Here is a 15,565-nt window from a genome sequence, read left to right on the forward strand (position 1 = left end):
GAACGCCGTACCCACAGGGGGCTCCTCATGCACGCAGTAATCCTCGCCGGAGGCAAGGGCATCCGTCTGCGGCCCTACACCACCGCCCTGCCCAAGCCGCTCGTACCGATCGGCGACCAGCACGCGATCCTCGAGATCGTCCTCCGCCAGCTCGCCGCCTGCGGCTTCACCAGCTGCACGATCGCCGTCGGCCATCTCGGGCAGATCATCCGCGCCTACGTCGGCAGCGGCTCGCGCTGGGGGCTGAGCATCGACTACGCCATCGAGGAAAATCCCCTGGGCACCATGGGCCCGCTGCTGACCATGCGGGAGCGGCTGCCCGAGTCGTTCCTGGTGATGAACGGCGACGTCCTCACCGACCTCGACTACGCGGATGTGCTGCGCCGGCACCGTGACTCCGGAGCGGCACTGACCATCGCCACCTATGCGCGCAAGGTCCGCATCGACTTCGGGGTGCTGACCACGGACGCGGACCGCGTGGTGGGCTTCGCCGAGAAGCCGAGCATGGACTACCGCGTGTCCATGGGCGTGTACGGCGTGTCCCGGGACACCCTCGCCGACTACACGCCGGGGCTGCCGCTGGGCTTCGACGAGCTGGTGCTCGACCTGCTCGGGACGGACAACCCCCCGCATGCCTACGAGTTCGAGGGCTACTGGCTCGACATCGGCCGCCCCGACGACTACGACCGGGCCAACGCCGAGTTCACCACGCACCAGTCGCTGTTGCTCAAGGGAGCCTGAACTCCACATGCGCATTCTCCTCCTTGGCTCCACCGGATATCTGGGCCGGCACATCGCCGGGCAGCTGCGCGCGCTGGGAGGCGTGCGGCTGTTCGGCGGCGGCCGGGCCCCGGCCGCGGACCTGTGCGTCGACCTCGCGAAGGCCGAAGCCAGGCAACTGGCCGAAGCACTGGCCGACTTCGCACCCGACGTCGTCGTCAACTGCGCGGGGGCCGTCGGCGGTGACACGGTGACGCTCGCGGAGGTCAACGCCCGGGGGCCGGCCGTGCTGTGCGCGGCACTGCGGGAGGCCGCGCCCACGGCCCGGCTGGTGCATCTGGGTTCGGCGGCCGAGTACGGGCCGGGCGAGCACGGCACACGGGTGGCCGAGACCGCTCCGGCAGGGCCACGCACCCCCTACGGTACGACCAAGCTCGCGGGCACCGTGGCGGTGACCTCGTCCGGGCTCGACGCGGTCGTGCTGCGGGTGGGCAACCCGGTCGGACCGGGGGCGCCGGCGGCCGGTCTGCCCGGCGGCACCGCGGAGCGACTGCTGCGAGCGGGCAACGACCCCGGTGCCGTGGTCCGCTTCGGCGCGCTGTCCGCGTACCGCGACTTCGTCGACGTACGGGACCTGGCGCGGGCGACCGCGCTGGCCGCCACCGCGCCGGGGCCGCTCCCCCGGGTCCTCAACATCAGCGGCGGAGAGGCCGTTCCGATCCGGGACCTGGTGTACGGGCTGGCGGCCGAGGCCGGCTTCACGGGCCGCATCGACGAGGCCGGGGCAGGAGGTTCGGCACGGTCCGCCGGGGTGGACTGGCAGTGCTCCGACATCACCGCGGCACGGGAGGCCCTGGGCTGGGAACCCCGGCATCCGCTCGGGGAATCGCTGGCCGCCCTGTGGGCGTCGGTGTCCCCCCGGCCGGAACCGGACACCGCGCCATGAGCCTGCTCGTGCCGCTGTATGTGCACCCCGCGCAGGACCCGGAGGCCTGGCGGCTGCTCGCCTCGGCCGCCGACCGTCTCTACGGCGTGGTGCTCAACACCGCGAACGGCCCGGGCACTTCGCCCGACCCGGCGTTCGTCTCCGCCGCCCGCGCCCTGCGGGCGGCGGGGACCCGCGTCCTCGGCTATGTCGACCTCGACTACGGGGTCCGCCCCGCCGACGCCGTCCTCCGCGACGTCGAACGGCACCGTGAGTGGTACGACGCCGACGGCTGCTTCTTCGACCAGGTGCCGGCCGACCGGTCCGCGCTGCCCGGCTGCCGCCGGCTGGCACGGGCGGCACGGCAGCGGGGTGCGGCGACCGTCGTGATGAACCCGGGCGTCCATCCCGCGCCGGGGTACGCCCGGATCGCCGACCTGCTGGTGACCTTCGAGGGCCCCTGGTCGGTGTATCTGTCGTCGTTCACCCTCCCCCGCTGGACGGATCGCCATCCTCCCGAGCGCTTCTGTCATCTGGTGTACGGGGTGCCGCCCTCGCTGGCCCGGGTCGCGGAGCGGGCGGCCCATGAGCGCGGGGCGGCCGTGTCGTGCGCGGTCGCGGACTCCCTGCCCAATCCGTGGGGCGCCCCGCCACCGGTTCTGTTCGAAGGGGCGCCGTGACTTCCCGTACCCCCGTGTCCCGGGCTCTGCCGCTCATCGCCGTCTGCCTGCTCCTTCTCGCGGGATGCACGGAGCAGCCGCGCCCGCATCCGGCGCCGGACCGCGCGCGATGGTTGCCGAAGCCCGGTACGCCCTGGCAGTGGCAGCTGAGCGGACGCGTCGATCCGAAGGCCGCCGATGTGCCCGTCTACGACATCGACGGCTTCGAGAACGACGCGGACGACGTGGCCCGGCTGCACCGCGACGGCCGGAAGGTCATCTGCTACATCAACGCCGGGGCGTGGGAGGACTTCCGCCCCGACCAGGCCGACTACCCCGCAGCCGTGCGGGGCCGGCCGAACGGCTGGAACGGTGAGCGCTGGCTGGACATCCGCCGGCTCGACGTGCTGCGCCCGCTGCTGGAGCGGCGTTTCGACATGTGCCGTGACAAGGGTTTCGACGCGATCGAGCCGGACCTCACGGACGGGTATCTCAACGACACGGGCTTTCCCCTGACGGCGGAGCACCAGCTCGCGTTCAACCGGATGCTCGCCCGCCTCGCCCATGAGCGCGGGCTGTCCGTGGGGTTGAAGAACGATCTGCCGCAGATCCCCCAGCTGGTACGGGACTTCGACTTCGCGGTCAACGAGGAGTGCGCCCAGTACGGGGAATGCGCCCGGCTCACCCCGTTCGTCAAGGCCCGGAAGGCCGTTTTCCACGTCGAATACGCCCTGCCCACAGCGGAGTTCTGCGATCAGGCCCGCAGGATCGGGCTGTCGTCGATGCGCAAGAAGCTGAAGCTGGACTCCTGGCGGCAGCCCTGCTGACCGCGGTCAGGAGCCGGGGCGCAGAAAGCGCCGGAGTTTGGTGAGCGTCCAGGTGTTGACGATGTCGTCCTTCGTCAGCCAGCCCCGCTGCGCCGTGGCCACTCCGTACCGCATGTACGCCAGATGGGTGGTGGAGTGGGAGTCCGAGTTCACCGCGAACTTCACCCCGTACCGCTTGGCACGCAGGATGTCCTCGTCGCACAGGTCGAGACGCTCGGGGTGCGCGTTGATCTCCAGGGCGGTGCCGGTTCTGGCACATGCCTCGAACACGGAGTCGAAGTCGGCGTCGATGCCGGGGCGTTTGCCGATGCGGCGGGTGGTGGGGTGTCCGATGATCGCGACGTACGGGTTCTCGCAGGCGCGGATGAGCCGGCGGGTGAGTGCCTGTCTGCTCTGGTTGAAGTGCGAGTGGATCGAGGCGACGCAGATGTCGAAGCCCGCGAGGAAGTCGCCGGGCCAGTCGACGTCACCGTCCGGGCCGATGTTGAGCTCGGTGCCGTGCAGCAGCCGCATCCCCCGGTGCTTGCGGTCGAGGGCGCGGACCTGCTCGCGCTGGGCGAGCGCCTTCTCCTTGGTCATACGCTGCATGGCGAGGTCCGGGGCGTGGTCGGTCACCGCGTAGTAGGAGTAGCCGCGCGCGGCGGCCTCGGCGATCATCTCCTCCAGCGGCGCGAGTCCGTCCGTGAGGTCGGTGTGGGTGTGCAGATCACCCCGGATGTCTTTGTCGGTGACCAGGTCCGGGAGCTCGCCGCGCAGTCCGGCGGCGATCTCGCCGCGGTCCTCACGCAGGGTGGGCGGGATCCAGGGCAGACCGAGACGCTCGTAGATCTCCTCCTCGGTCCTGGACGTGATCTTCTCGCCGCTCTCGGCGTCGAAGAGTCCGTACTCGGACAGTTTGAGCCCCATGCGTACGGCGATCTCACGGGTGCGGATGTTGTGCGCCTTGGAGCCGGTGAAGTACTGCAGTCCCCCGCCCCAGGAGTCGGGAGGAAGGACCCGCAGATCGACCTGGAGGCCCTTGGTGTTGCGGATGGAGGTCTTCTTCTCGCCGTGTGCGATGACCTCGGCGGTGTAGGGCAGGCGGCTGAGAGCCTCCATGAAGGGCGCCGACCCCTTCGCGGCGACGAGGATGTCGACGTCCCCAATGGTCTCGCGCATCCGGCGCAGCGAACCGGCGTAGGTACAGCCCTCACAGCCCTTGATGCCCGACAGCTCGGCGACGATCTGCTCGGCGGAGTCCATCGCGGCGTTGAGGAGGATCCGGCTTCCGGCCTTCTGCATCAGGGCGATGCCATGGAGGAGGTTCTGCTCGGTCTTCTCCCCGAAGCCCTTCAGATCACGTAGCCGCTCCTCGTGGATGGCGTCGAGGAGCTGGTCCACGGAGGAGACCTCCAGCTCCTGGTAGAGCAGCATGGCCTTTTTCGGCCCGAGCATGGGGATCGTCATCAGCTCACGGACGCCGGACGGGATGGACCGTCTGCGCTCCTCGACCGCGGAGATCTGCCCGGTCGTCAGATACTCGGTGACCTTGTCGGCGATGGACTTGCCGACATTGGGGATCTCCCGCAGGCCCTCGGCACCGAGTTTCGCGACGTCGGCGTGGTAGCCGCCGATGGCGCGGGCGGCCTTCTCGTAGGAACGCGCCCGGAAGGCGTCACCGCCGGTGATCGCGATGAGGTCGGCGTACTCCTGGAGCAGCGCTTCGATCTCCTCGTTGGCCCTGGGCATGATTCCAGCCTCACACGCGGCCCCGCACCGTGCCCTGCGGCCGGGACAGCGGCGCTGCGGAGGTCGAGCGGGTCTGTCCGGGTGGCTGGGAACAGGCGGCTGGGAACATTCGAGCGACCCGCCACGTTGTGCGCTGCAAGCCTGCCCCTGTCGCTGCGCTGTGCCGTGGTGCACCCTCCTCGGTACATCCCGGCATCCGTCCCGGAGAGCCATGTCCCCTTCCCGAACGCTCGTCACCGTGGTCTGCGGCGCCGCCGTCGTCGTCCTGGCCGCCGGCTGCGCTCCCGGTGGCGGCCCCGGGGCAGCCTCCGCGCCCGGTACGGCAGCGGTCGGCGCGGCGGGCGGAGGTGCGGCGGCCCCGGCACCTGCTGCGAGCACCCCCTCGGAACGCCCGGTGGCGGATCGTTCGGCAGCGGCACCGCGGTCCGCGGCGGCACAGGCGCCGGCGGCCTCGCTCGCCCGGCTGCGGACGGAGCCGGCCTCGCTGTCCATACCGGCGATAGGCGTCGGCGGTCTGACGGTCGTTCCCTATGAGGGGACGACCGACGACCGCCCCGGCACGCGGATCCAGGACCGCGGCATCGCCGCCAGTCCCTACGGGCACCGAGGCGGCACCGGCCCGGGTCAGCTGGGCAATTACCTCGTCACGGCGCACCGGCTCTCCGCCGGCGGACCTCTGCGGATGCTGCCGGACCTCGGGGTGGGCGACAAGGTCCTGGTGACCTGGGGCGGGACGGTCTACGAGTACCGGATCACCGAGCTCAGGAAGACGTCGTTCCGTTCCGAGAGTTCACTCGCCGAGCAGCGGGCGGCGGTGCCGGGCTTCCCCGGCAGGGAGGCCACCAAGGCGATGATCACCCTGTCCACCTGTGCCACGCCCGAGGACCATGCGGCGGGGAACTTCTGGCGTGACGACAGGGGCAATCCGGAGCACCGTATCGACCGGGTCGGTGTGCTGACGTCGGTGACCCGGGCGCCGCAGCAGCGCTGAGCGGCCAGGTCCTGTCCGCCCGGCCAGGACCTGGGCGGGAGCCGTGATGCGCTACGGGATGGCCCGGCCTAAGGGGGCCTAAGGGCTGTCCCGCAATACCCGGCAGACCAGCGCGCGGCGTCAGATGCGGTGCATCGCAAGGCGGAGAGGCATCCCCATACTGGGCGTATGTGGATGATTCGACAACGCAGCGTGGGGGTACCTCCCAGCGGTAGCTGGGGGAGGGCCGTAGCTGGCGTTGCGCGCGTGGCGGGAATTGCGGGACAGCCCTTAGCCTCGAATGAGTGGTCCGTTCGGGGGAATCGAGGGAGAAGAGCCGATGTCAACCGCCTATCTGCCCCATGCACCCGTACTCGAGCCCGAGGCCTCGGAATTCGCCGCGGCCACGGGCAACCACCCGTTCCTGTTCGAGATACCTCCGGCCGAAGGCCGCAAGGCCGTCGACGACGTACAGTCCGGCGATATCACCATGCCGGCGGTCGACGACGAGTGGATCACGGTGCACAGCGGCCCGACCGGTTCTCTCCGTGCCCGGATCGTCAAGCCGGCGGGCGCCACCGGGACCCTCCCCGTGATCCTCTACATCCATGGCGCCGGCTGGGTGTTCGGCGACGCACACACCCATGACCGGCTGGTCCGCGAACTCGCCACCGGAGTGGGCGCGGCCGTCGTCTTCCCCGAGTACGAGCGCTCGCCCGAGGCCCACTACCCGATCGCGATAGAGCAGAACTACGCGGTCGCCCGCTGGGTCGTCTCCGACGGCGCGGGCAAGGACCTGGACGCCTCCCGGATGGCCGTGGCCGGAGATTCGGTGGGCGGCAACATGGCCATCGCCCTGACGCTGATGGCGAAGGAGCGCGGCGATGTGTCCCTGGTGCAGCAGGTGCTCTTCTACCCGGTGACCGACGCGAACTTCGACACGGCCTCGTACCACCAGTTCGCCGAGGGGTACTTCCTGCGCCGCGACGGCATGCAGTGGTTCTGGGACCAGTACACGACCGACGAGCGCGAGCGGGCGCAGATCACCGCGTCACCGCTGCGCGCCTCCCTGGACCAGCTGAAGGGTCTGCCCCCCGCCCTGGTGATCACGGGAGAGGCCGATGTGCTGCGCGACGAGGGCGAGGCGTACGCCAACAAGCTCCGCCAGGCCGGTGTGCCCGTGACCGCCACGCGCTACCAGGGCATCATCCATGACTTCGTGATGCTGAACGCCCTGCGGTCCACCCATGCCGCACAGGCGGCGATCGCCCAGGCCACGGCGACGCTCAGGGAGGCCCTGCACGGGCCGGGGGCCTGAGGGCGGAGTTACCGAAGGGCCCGAGGGCGGGCCGGCGGCGACCGCGGCCGCGCGGCACACGGCAGGTCAGGCGACCGCGGCCAGGGTGTCCACGAGTCTGCGGCGTGCCGCGCGTGCCGCGGGCAGGACCGACAGGGCGACGGCTCCCAGCACGGCCGCGACCGCCAGCAGCGCCAGCAAAGTGACCGACGGCGCATGGGCGATCCCCGCACCGATCCCGCTGGAGCGGCCCTCGGCGTCGATCAGCCACTGGGCGAGCGGCACCCCCAGGGCCGCTCCGACCACCGCGGCGGCCAGCGCGGTGAAGCCGACGGCGACCACCGTGACCGCCGTGATCTGCCGTGGGGACAGCCCGATGGCTTTGAGCGCGAGCAGATCGCGTTCGCCTTCCCGTACGGTGCCACCGATCGCCGTGGACACTTCGGTGAGCCCGATGAGGGCCAGCACGGTGATCAGCCCCACCACCACCCCGCGCATCGCCGACAACCGGTCGGCGGGGCTGGTCACCTCGTGGATGTCGAGCCGTCCCTGTGAGGCCTGCGAGAGCGCCGTGCGCACCTGAGCGGGGTCGGCGCCGGGGCGCAGCTGCACCTGGTACAGCGTGGCCCGCAGGGCGGGGTCGTTCTCGCGGAGGGTGTCGAGCGAGGTGGAGACGGTACGGCCGGCGTTCTCCGGCTCGATGCTGCGGCCCACGATGTGCAGCACCTGCGGATGACCTCCGACGGTCATCCGCACCCAGTCGCCCACGCGTACGTCGAGCAGGTCCAGCAGTCCCTGTCCGGCGACCGCCTCGTCGGGGCCGTGGGCCGCTCGGCCCTCGGCGACCGAGTAGGGGTAGGGCTGCTCCCGGGTGCCGAGGCCGCGCAGGGCGATCGTTCCGGTCTGGCCGGGCACGAGCGCCGCGACCTCCACCCCGGGATAGGCCGCGGCGACCCGGCCGTCGCGCTCGAGGAGGTCCTCGGCCTCCCGGTCGCCGATGCCCTTGTCCGGGCGGGCCGTGAGCGCCGCTGCGAGTCCGAGCTCCTGCGGGCTGCTGTCGAAGCGGGCGATGGACGTCCAGGCGCTCAGGGCCACGGTGATCAGCAGGAGGGGCAGTGCAAGCCGGGCGACGGTGGCCGGGGCCTGGGGGCCCCGGCCGAACGCCCGGTGGAAGCCGAGCACGAGGGCCGGGGGCACTCTCATCGCCAGGGCGCGGCGGGCCGGAACGGCCAGCCGTCCCCGGGCGCCCGGCGCGGCCGGGAGCACGGGCACGGGAGGCACACGCCCCGCCCGCCAGGCGGCGAGGCAGGTCGTGACGCCGATGAACAGCACGGCTGCGACCGGCACGGCGAGCAGCGCCGCGGTGTGGTCGGGCAATCCCTGCCACACGCCGACCGCCTCGCCGAGTCTGCCGGGGATCCGGCTGCCGAGCGTGCCGGTGAGCACGGTGGCGGCGAGCGCGCCGAGCGCGGCGAACGCCAGGTGCTGGACCAGGAAGACGCGCACCACCTGGCCGGGTGTGAAGCCGATGGCCTTGAGGACCGAGATGTCCCGCAGATGGCCCCGGACGCGGGTGCTGATCGCCCCGTAGACGGCCAGGGCCGCGGCGAGCAGGGCGCCGAGCCCGAAGAGACCGAGCACCTGGCCGAGCAGCCGGGTGTCGCCCTGGGCCTCCGCACGCGCCTGCTGCCAGCTCGACACATCGGTGACGGCTCCGGCGCCGAGCCGGGTGACGGCTCGCTGCACGGCGTAGTCGGTGTCGTCGGGGTCGTCGAGCAGCAGCCCGACGACCTGCCCGGAGCGGTCCGCGGCGCCCCGTGCCACTTCACGCACGGCAGTGGGGTGCGCCCAGACGGTGCCGGCCCGCTCACCTGGGCGGTAGCGGGTCTCGGCGCTGTCCGCGACGCCGAGGACGGTGAGGTTGCGACTCGTTCCGGGCACGGTGAGGACGTCGCCGGGCCCCGCGACCAGCGCGCGGGCCAGGCTGCTCTCCAGGACGACCCCTTCCGGGTCGCCTGCGGCGAGCCAGCGGCCCGAGGTGAGCAGCGGCCGGCCGGTGGCGGGCGGTTCCGCGCCCGCGCCGCGCAGTTCGACCGCCGCTCGTGCGCCGCGTGACTCCACCGCGGCGAGGGCGGTGCGGTAGGGGCCGGAGACCGCGTCGACCCCGTCGAGCTCGGCGAGACCGGCCGCGTCGGCGTCGGGCCCGGTGTGGATCCAGACGTGCGCCCCGTGGGACTGGGCGAACACCCGCTGCCAGGGGTTGGTGGCGTAGCCGAAGAGGGCGGCGGCCAGCAGCAGTGCGGCGACGATCCCGGCGGTGGCCGAGACGATGAACAGTGCCTCGCCCCGGTGGGTGCGCAGATCGGCGTGCGCCCAGCGCAGCATGGCCCGCACGGTCAGTCCTTCAGCTCGAGGACGCCGGACAGCCCCGTGCCGCGCGCCGGTGTGCCGCCGAGTTCGGCGTCGTCGGCGATCCGGCCGTCGAAGAAGCTGATGACCCGGTCGGCGGCGCTGGCCAGCCGGGCGTCATGGGTGACCAGCAGGATCGTCTGGCCTTGCTGGTGGAAGCGGGAGAGCAGCCGCATGACCTCACGGGTGCCCTTGCTGTCCAGGCTGCCGGCGGGCTCGTCGGCGAGCAGCAGCCGCGGGTGGTTGACCAGTGCCCGGGCGAGGGCGACCCGCTGCTGCTCACCGCCGGAGAGCTCGCCGGGCATGCTGCGTGCCTTGCCCTCCAGGCCCAGGTCGGCGAGCAGTTTCTCGCGTTCGGCGCGAGCCTGCTTGGGGCCGGTGCCGGCGAGCAGGGCGGGCAGCTCGACGTTGTCGGCGACGGTGAGGTTCGACACCAGGTTGAAGAACTGAAAGACGATCCCGATGCGGCGCCGGCGCTCCATCGCCCAGCGGGCCTCGCCGTAGGAGTCGGTGCACTCGCCGTCGAGCCAGATGCTGCCGCTGTCGGGGCGCTGCAGTCCGCCGAGGAGGTGGAGCAGTGTCGACTTGCCGGCGCCGGACGGGCCGGTGACCGCCACGAACTCGCCGTGACGTACCGAGAGGTCCACTCCGCGCACGGCATGGGCGGGAGCGCCTTCCCCGTGGTGGGTCTTGACGAGGCCCTCGGCCCGCAGCAGGGGGACCTGGGCGGAATCGGCGGTGCGGCTCATTCCAGCCCCTCCAGCTCCTCCTGGCAGCGCTCCAGCCAGTCGAGGTCGGCCTGCAGATGCAGCATGGCGCCTTCGATCAGCAGGTGCGCTATGCGGTTGTCCCGGTTCTCGGTGGCGGACAGCTTGGACAGATTGCGCATGGTGTTGAGGTACTCGCGGCGCTGCTTGTTGATGAGGGCGATCTGGTCGGCGAGTCCGGTCCGGGGGGCGAGCGCGAGCTTCATGAAGAAGTCGTCCCGTACCCGCGGCTCGTCGGCCGTCTCCTCGAACCAGGCGCGCAGTGCCTCCGTCCCGGCGTCGGTGAGGCGGTAGATCTTCTTGTTGGGCCTGCTCGACTGGGCGACCTCTTCGCCCTCGATCAGTCCCGACTTCTCCAGCCGGCCGAGCGTGACGTAGATCTGGCCGACGTTCGGCTGAGGGTACGCGGAGCCCAGCAGTTGCTCAAGGTCCTGCTTGAGCTCGTAGCCATGGGCCGGGCCCCGCGAGAGGAGTGCCAGGAGGGGCAGGCGCACTCGTGCTCTCCTCCCTTTTTCCCCGCTCTTGCCGAGCCGGTTCCGTGCGTGGCCGCAGCGGGGCCCGCACGGTCCGTGATGTGGCCCGGATCGCTCTCGTCATCCGATATGGGCCCTAGTATCGCCCATGCCTAACGGGTATACATGCCCCTGAGCCGGACGACGAGGCCCGGTGCCGAGGTACAGGGAGGAACCTATGCGGTGGATACGTGCCGCCGGTAGGGGTCTCCTGATCGCAGCGGTCGTGATGGCGGGCTATGTGTCGTCCGGCGCCGGCGGCGGCTCCTCCCCGGGGGGTCCTCACGGCGATGGCCGCGGCCCTGTGACACTTGCCACGGCGGGCGATCTCACCGGTTACCTCGGCCCTCTGCTGGAGGGCTGGAACCGCGGTCACCCCGGCGAGAAGGTCACGCTCGTGGAGCTGCCGGACTCGGCCGACGAGACCCGCGCCCAGATGACGACCGAACTGCGCTCGGGTGCCGGCCGGTTCGACATCCTCAACATCGATGTGGCCTGGACCTCGGAGTTCGCCGCCGCGGGCTGGATAGCCCCGCTCGAGCGCGGACGCTTCCCGTTGGACAGCTTCCTGCCGCCGGTCGTGGACACGGCAACCTTTGACGGCAGGCTGTACGCGGTCCCTTATGTGACCAATGCCGGAATGCTCTACTACCGCAAGGACATCCTCGACCGCGAGGGCGAACAGCCGCCGGACAACTGGGCGGAGCTGGAGCGCCAGGCCAGGACGATCGCCCCGCGGTACGGCATCGGCGGCTACGCAGGCCAGTTCCTCCCGTACGAAGGGCTCACCGTCAACGCCACCGAGGCGGTCTACTCGGCGGGCGGCACGGTCCTCGGCGGTGACGGCCGGGTGACGCTGGACTCCCCCGCGGCCCGTACCGGTATCGGCTTCCTCGCCCGCGGGGTGCGTGACGGCTGGATCCCCGCGGAGGCGCTGACATACAAGGAGGAGGAGTCCCGGCAGGCCTTCCAGGACGGCCGGCTGCTCTTCCTGCGCAACTGGCCCTACGCCTACGCCGGGGCCTCCGGCGCCGGGTCGCGGATCGCGGGGAAGTTCGGTGCCGTGCCGCTCCCCGGCCCCCACGGGCCCGGCACGAGCGTGCTCGGCGGCTCCAATCTCGCGGTCAGTACCGGAGCCCGGCATCCGGAGACCGCGGGCGACCTCATCGCCTATCTCACCAGCGCCCCGGTGCAGCGGAAGGTGCTCACCGAGGGCGCGCTTCCGCCCGTACGGGCGGCGGTGTACCAGGATCCGGCGCTCATACGGGAGTTCCCGTATCTGCCCGCACTGCGCAAGAGCGTGCTGGCGGCCGCTCCCCGGCCCAAGAGCCCGCGGTACGAGCAGGTGAGCCTGGCCGTACAGGCGGTCGTCCATGACGCCATGGCCCAGCACCAGGGGCCGGACGCCGCCGTGCGCCGGCTGAGCGACGAGCTGGCCGCCATAGCCCGCCGCGGCTGAGTCCCCTCCATCTCGTTTAGTTAACCGTTAGGCATCCAGCGGGTGCACCATGCCTTTTTCCCGGGTGGGCAAAAGCGGGCATATCACCCAACTCTCCGGTACGCCTCCGCACAACCGTTGACACCTTCTCGACACCCCTACTTAACATGCATGCATAACCGCTGGCCGCACTCCGGGCCGCGGACACCCTTCGTGCAGAAACGGGTCAACGGGTGATGCTCACAGCTCCGGCCGGCGACGGCCTCACGCACCGCGGCGCGGACCGCCTCACGCAGCACCACTGGTGGCGTGACGCGGTGATCTACCAGGTCTACGTCCGCAGCTTCCTCGACAGCACCGGTGACGGAATCGGCGATCTGGCCGGAGTCCGCTCCGGACTCCCGTATCTCAAGAAGCTCGGCGTGGACGGAATCTGGCTGAGCCCCTTCTACCCCTCGCCGCAGCACGACCACGGCTACGACGTCGCCGACTACTGCGATGTCGACCCGGTGTTCGGGGACCTCACCGAGTTCGGCCTGCTGATCGCGGACGCCCACCGGCTGGGCATGAAGGTGCTGCTCGACATCGTGCCCAACCACTGCTCGAGCGAGCACGAGTGGTTCCGCGCGGCCGTGACATCGGGACCGGGCAGCGAGGCACGCGCCCGCTTCCACTTCGCCGAGGGCCGCGGCCCCGGCGGCGACGTGCCGCCCAACAACTGGCACGCGATGTTCGGCGGGCCCGCCTGGAGCCGGGTCGTCGAAGCGGACGGCAGCCCCGGCCAGTGGTACCTGCACATGTTCACGCCCGAGCAGCCCGACCTGAACTGGCGCAACCCGGAGACGGCCGCGTACTTCGAGCACGTCCTGCGCTTCTGGCTGGAGCGCGGCGTCGACGGCTTCCGTATCGACGTGGCCGCCGGGCTCTACAAGCACCCCGAACTGCCCGACTCGGCCGACCCCGAAGCCGACGCCCGTACCCGCGACTCGGTCAATCCGCTCGCCTGGAACCAGCCCGAGGTCCACGAGGTGTGGCGTCAGTGGCGGGCGGTGTGCGAGGAGTACACGGCAGCGGACGGGCGCGAGCGGCTGCTGGTCGGCGAGGTCTCCGTGCCGACGGCTCGTGAACACGCCCAGTACGTCCGCCCGGACGAACTGCACCAGGCCTTCTTCTTCGACCTGCTCTCGGCGCCGTGGGACGCCGGCACGTTCCGCAAGGTGATCACCGAGGCGATGCAGGACATCGCGGGGACCGGCTCCACGGTCACCTGGGTGCTCAACAACCACGACCAGGTCCGCACCGTGACCCGTTACGGGGAGTCCGGCACCGAGGGCAGCGGTCTCGGCGCCGCCCGGGCCCGGGCCGCCGCGCTGCTGATGCTGGCGCTGCCCGGAGCCGCGTACATCTACCAGGGCGAGGAGCTGGGCCTGCCCGAGGTCGTCGATCTGCCGGACGAGGTGCTCACCGACCCGATCTTCCGGCGCACGGGCAGCCGGGCGCGGATCCGGGACGGCTGCCGGGTGCCTCTGCCGTGGTCGGGCCACGCCTCCCCGTTCGGCTTCACCTCGGGTGCCGAGGGGGCCAAGCCCTGGCTGCCGCAGCCCGGCTGGTTCGCCGAGCACGCCACCGACCGCGCACTCGCCGACACCCGCTCGTTCTGGCACCTCTACCGCGACGGGCTGCAGCTGCGCCGCAGCCTGCCGCAGCTCGGCGAGGGGTCCCTGCGCTGGCTGGAGTCGGCGCCGGGGGTGCTCGCCTTCACCCGGGGCGACGGATTCGTCTGCGCCGTCAACTTCACCACCGAAGCCGTGGCCCCACCCGTCACCGGAGCGCCGCTGCTCTCCAGCGGGCCCTGCCCGCACGGCGTACTGCCCGGATCCACCGCCGCCTGGTGGATCGGTGACGACACGGCACCCTGATCCGCCCCCGTCCCCGCCCGTCCCTCCCGCTCCCCTCCGTCCCCTGCCCACCAAGGAGATCCCTGTCATGACGCGACGTCTCATGCTTACGGGCTGCACCGCCCTGACCCTGGCCCTCGGGGCCACCGCCTGCGGCGGCAGCCCCGTCACCACCGCGAACGGCGGTGACAAGTCACTGAACGGCCAGACGATCACCGTCGCGGGCGTCTGGTCCGGCGCCGAGCAGAAGAACTTCCAGAAGGTGCTCGACGCCTTCACCGCCAAGACCGGTGCCAAGGCCCAGTTCGTCTCGACCGGCGACAACGTCTCCACCGTCGTCGGCAGCAAGATAGAAGGCGGCAACGCACCCGATGTGGTGATGGTGCCCCAGGTCGGTGTGCTCCAGCAGTTCGCGAAGAACGGCTGGCTGACCCCGCTCTCCAAGACCGCCGAGAAGGCCGTCGAGACCAACTTCGCCAGTGTGTGGAAGCACTACGGCAGCTTCGAGAGCACGGCGTACGGCGTGTACTTCAAGGCCGCGCACAAGTCGACGGTCTGGTACAGCCCTGACGCACTGGACCAGGCGGGTGTGAAGGCGCCGAAGACGTACGCCGAGCTTCTCAAGGCCGGCCGGGCCGTGTCCGACTCGGGAGTGCCCGCCTTCGCGGTCGCCGGCGAGGACGGCTGGACCCTTACCGACTGGTTCGAGAACATCTATCTGTCCCAGGCCGGTCCCGAGATGTACGACCAGCTCGCCGCACACGGCATCCCGTGGACCGACGCGACCGTCGTCAAGGCGCTCACCACCCTCGGCCAGCTGTTCGCCGACAAGCAGCTGATCGCCGGCGGTCAGAAGGGCGCGCTGAGCACGGACTTCCCCGGCTCGGTGGAGAAGGTCTTCGGACCGAAGCCGGAGGCCGGCATGGTCTACGAGGGCGACTTCGTCGCCGGTGTCGCCAAGGACCAGTTCGGCAAGAAGATCGGCGAGGACGCCGCCTTCTTCCCCTTCCCCGCGGTCGACGCGGGCAAGGCGCCCGTCGTCAGCGGCGGTGACGCGGCCGTCGCCCTGGAGGACGGCAAGAACAAGAAGGCCGCCATGGCCTTCCTGGAGTACCTCACCACGCCGGAGGCGGCGGCCGTGTGGGCCAAGGCCGGCGGATTCCTGTCCCCGAACAAGAAGCTGGACCCCGCCTCCTACGGCGACGACGTGACCCGGCAGACGGCCAAGTCGCTGATCGACGCCGGGGACTCCGTCCGCTTCGACATGTCCGACCAGGCGCCCGCGGCGTTCGGCGGCACGAAGGGCGCGGGCGAATGGAAGCTGCTCCAGGACTTCCTGCGCGACCCGTCGGACCCGAAGGGCACCGCGGCCAAGCTCGAGGCCGCTGCGGCCAAGGCGTACAAGGGCTGACGTG

Annotated in this window: 13 protein-coding genes; 9 read left to right on the top strand and 4 right to left on the bottom strand. The window is 71.2% G+C overall.

All coding sequences use genetic code 11. From position 1 onward, the window contains the following. Positions 1 to 27 precede the first annotated feature (27 nt). Genes ACTWOL_RS02210 through ACTWOL_RS02225 form a run of 4 tightly spaced genes read left to right on the top strand, consistent with a single transcriptional unit; the run spans position 28 to position 3,131 of the window. Complete coding sequence (locus tag ACTWOL_RS02210) at positions 28 to 741, top strand: nucleotidyltransferase family protein (RefSeq protein WP_474293717.1); 714 nt, start codon at positions 28 to 30, stop codon at positions 739 to 741. Positions 742 to 748: 7 nt separating this feature from the next. Continuing rightward, entirely contained in the window at positions 749 to 1,666 is a 918-nt protein-coding gene (locus ACTWOL_RS02215) for an NAD-dependent epimerase/dehydratase family protein (protein ID WP_474293719.1), read from the top strand. Further along, complete coding sequence (locus tag ACTWOL_RS02220) at positions 1,663 to 2,325, top strand: spherulation-specific family 4 protein (protein WP_474293721.1); 663 nt, start codon at positions 1,663 to 1,665, stop codon at positions 2,323 to 2,325. The genes ACTWOL_RS02215 and ACTWOL_RS02220 overlap by 4 nt, the downstream gene beginning before the upstream one ends. After that, positions 2,322 to 3,131, top strand: a complete 810-nt coding sequence (locus tag ACTWOL_RS02225) for an endo alpha-1,4 polygalactosaminidase (protein WP_474293723.1) — start codon at positions 2,322 to 2,324, stop codon at positions 3,129 to 3,131. Before ACTWOL_RS02220 ends, ACTWOL_RS02225 begins: the two co-directional genes overlap by 4 nt. A gap of 6 nt (positions 3,132 to 3,137) precedes the next feature. On the opposite strand, the gene polX is transcribed toward ACTWOL_RS02225, so the two are convergent. Further along, positions 3,138 to 4,859 (bottom strand): DNA polymerase/3'-5' exonuclease PolX, encoded by a 1,722-nt coding sequence (gene polX, locus ACTWOL_RS02230; RefSeq protein ID WP_474293725.1) that lies wholly within the window; start codon positions 4,857 to 4,859, stop codon positions 3,138 to 3,140. A 211-nt stretch (positions 4,860 to 5,070) separates the two neighbouring features. On the opposite strand from polX, the gene ACTWOL_RS02235 reads away from it, so the two are divergent. After that, the gene (locus ACTWOL_RS02235; protein WP_474293727.1) at positions 5,071 to 5,850 is read left to right on the top strand and encodes a class E sortase; all 780 of its coding nucleotides are present in this window, start codon (positions 5,071 to 5,073) and stop codon (positions 5,848 to 5,850) included. Between the two features lie 319 nt (positions 5,851 to 6,169). Further along, positions 6,170 to 7,147: an alpha/beta hydrolase gene (locus tag ACTWOL_RS02240; RefSeq protein ID WP_474293729.1), complete on the top strand. Its 978-nt coding sequence runs from the start codon at positions 6,170 to 6,172 to the stop codon at positions 7,145 to 7,147. A gap of 66 nt (positions 7,148 to 7,213) precedes the next feature. Here ACTWOL_RS02240 and ACTWOL_RS02245 read toward each other — a convergent pair whose 3' ends face one another. From ACTWOL_RS02245 to ACTWOL_RS02255, 3 genes are read right to left on the bottom strand one after another with little or no spacing between them, the layout of a single operon-like run. After that, positions 7,214 to 9,511 carry an FtsX-like permease family protein gene (locus ACTWOL_RS02245; RefSeq protein WP_474301076.1) on the bottom strand — a complete coding sequence of 766 codons (2,298 nt, stop codon included), beginning with the start codon at positions 9,509 to 9,511 and terminating at the stop codon, positions 7,214 to 7,216. An 11-nt stretch (positions 9,512 to 9,522) separates the two neighbouring features. Next, complete coding sequence (locus ACTWOL_RS02250) at positions 9,523 to 10,284, bottom strand: ABC transporter ATP-binding protein (protein ID WP_474293730.1); 762 nt, start codon at positions 10,282 to 10,284, stop codon at positions 9,523 to 9,525. Continuing rightward, positions 10,281 to 10,796: a PadR family transcriptional regulator gene (locus ACTWOL_RS02255; RefSeq protein WP_474293732.1), complete on the bottom strand. Its 516-nt coding sequence runs from the start codon at positions 10,794 to 10,796 to the stop codon at positions 10,281 to 10,283. The genes ACTWOL_RS02250 and ACTWOL_RS02255 overlap by 4 nt, the downstream gene beginning before the upstream one ends. A gap of 196 nt (positions 10,797 to 10,992) precedes the next feature. Between ACTWOL_RS02255 and ACTWOL_RS02260 the strand changes: the two genes are divergently transcribed. The 3 genes from ACTWOL_RS02260 (at position 10,993) to ACTWOL_RS02270 (ending at position 15,561) form a co-directional block, all read left to right on the top strand. Then, on the top strand, positions 10,993 to 12,273 hold the full coding sequence (locus ACTWOL_RS02260; RefSeq protein ID WP_474293735.1) for an ABC transporter substrate-binding protein: 1,281 nt from the start codon (positions 10,993 to 10,995) through the stop codon (positions 12,271 to 12,273). A gap of 215 nt (positions 12,274 to 12,488) precedes the next feature. Then, a complete protein-coding gene (locus ACTWOL_RS02265) occupies positions 12,489 to 14,171 on the top strand; it encodes a glycoside hydrolase family 13 protein (RefSeq protein ID WP_474293737.1) in 1,683 nt (560 codons plus the stop codon). A 67-nt stretch (positions 14,172 to 14,238) separates the two neighbouring features. Next, positions 14,239 to 15,561, top strand: coding sequence for an ABC transporter substrate-binding protein (locus ACTWOL_RS02270; RefSeq protein ID WP_474293738.1), 1,323 nt, complete (start codon positions 14,239 to 14,241; stop codon positions 15,559 to 15,561). The last annotated feature ends 4 nt before the right edge of the window (positions 15,562 to 15,565 follow it).

Source organism: Micromonospora sp. IBHARD003, assembly GCF_056106285.1.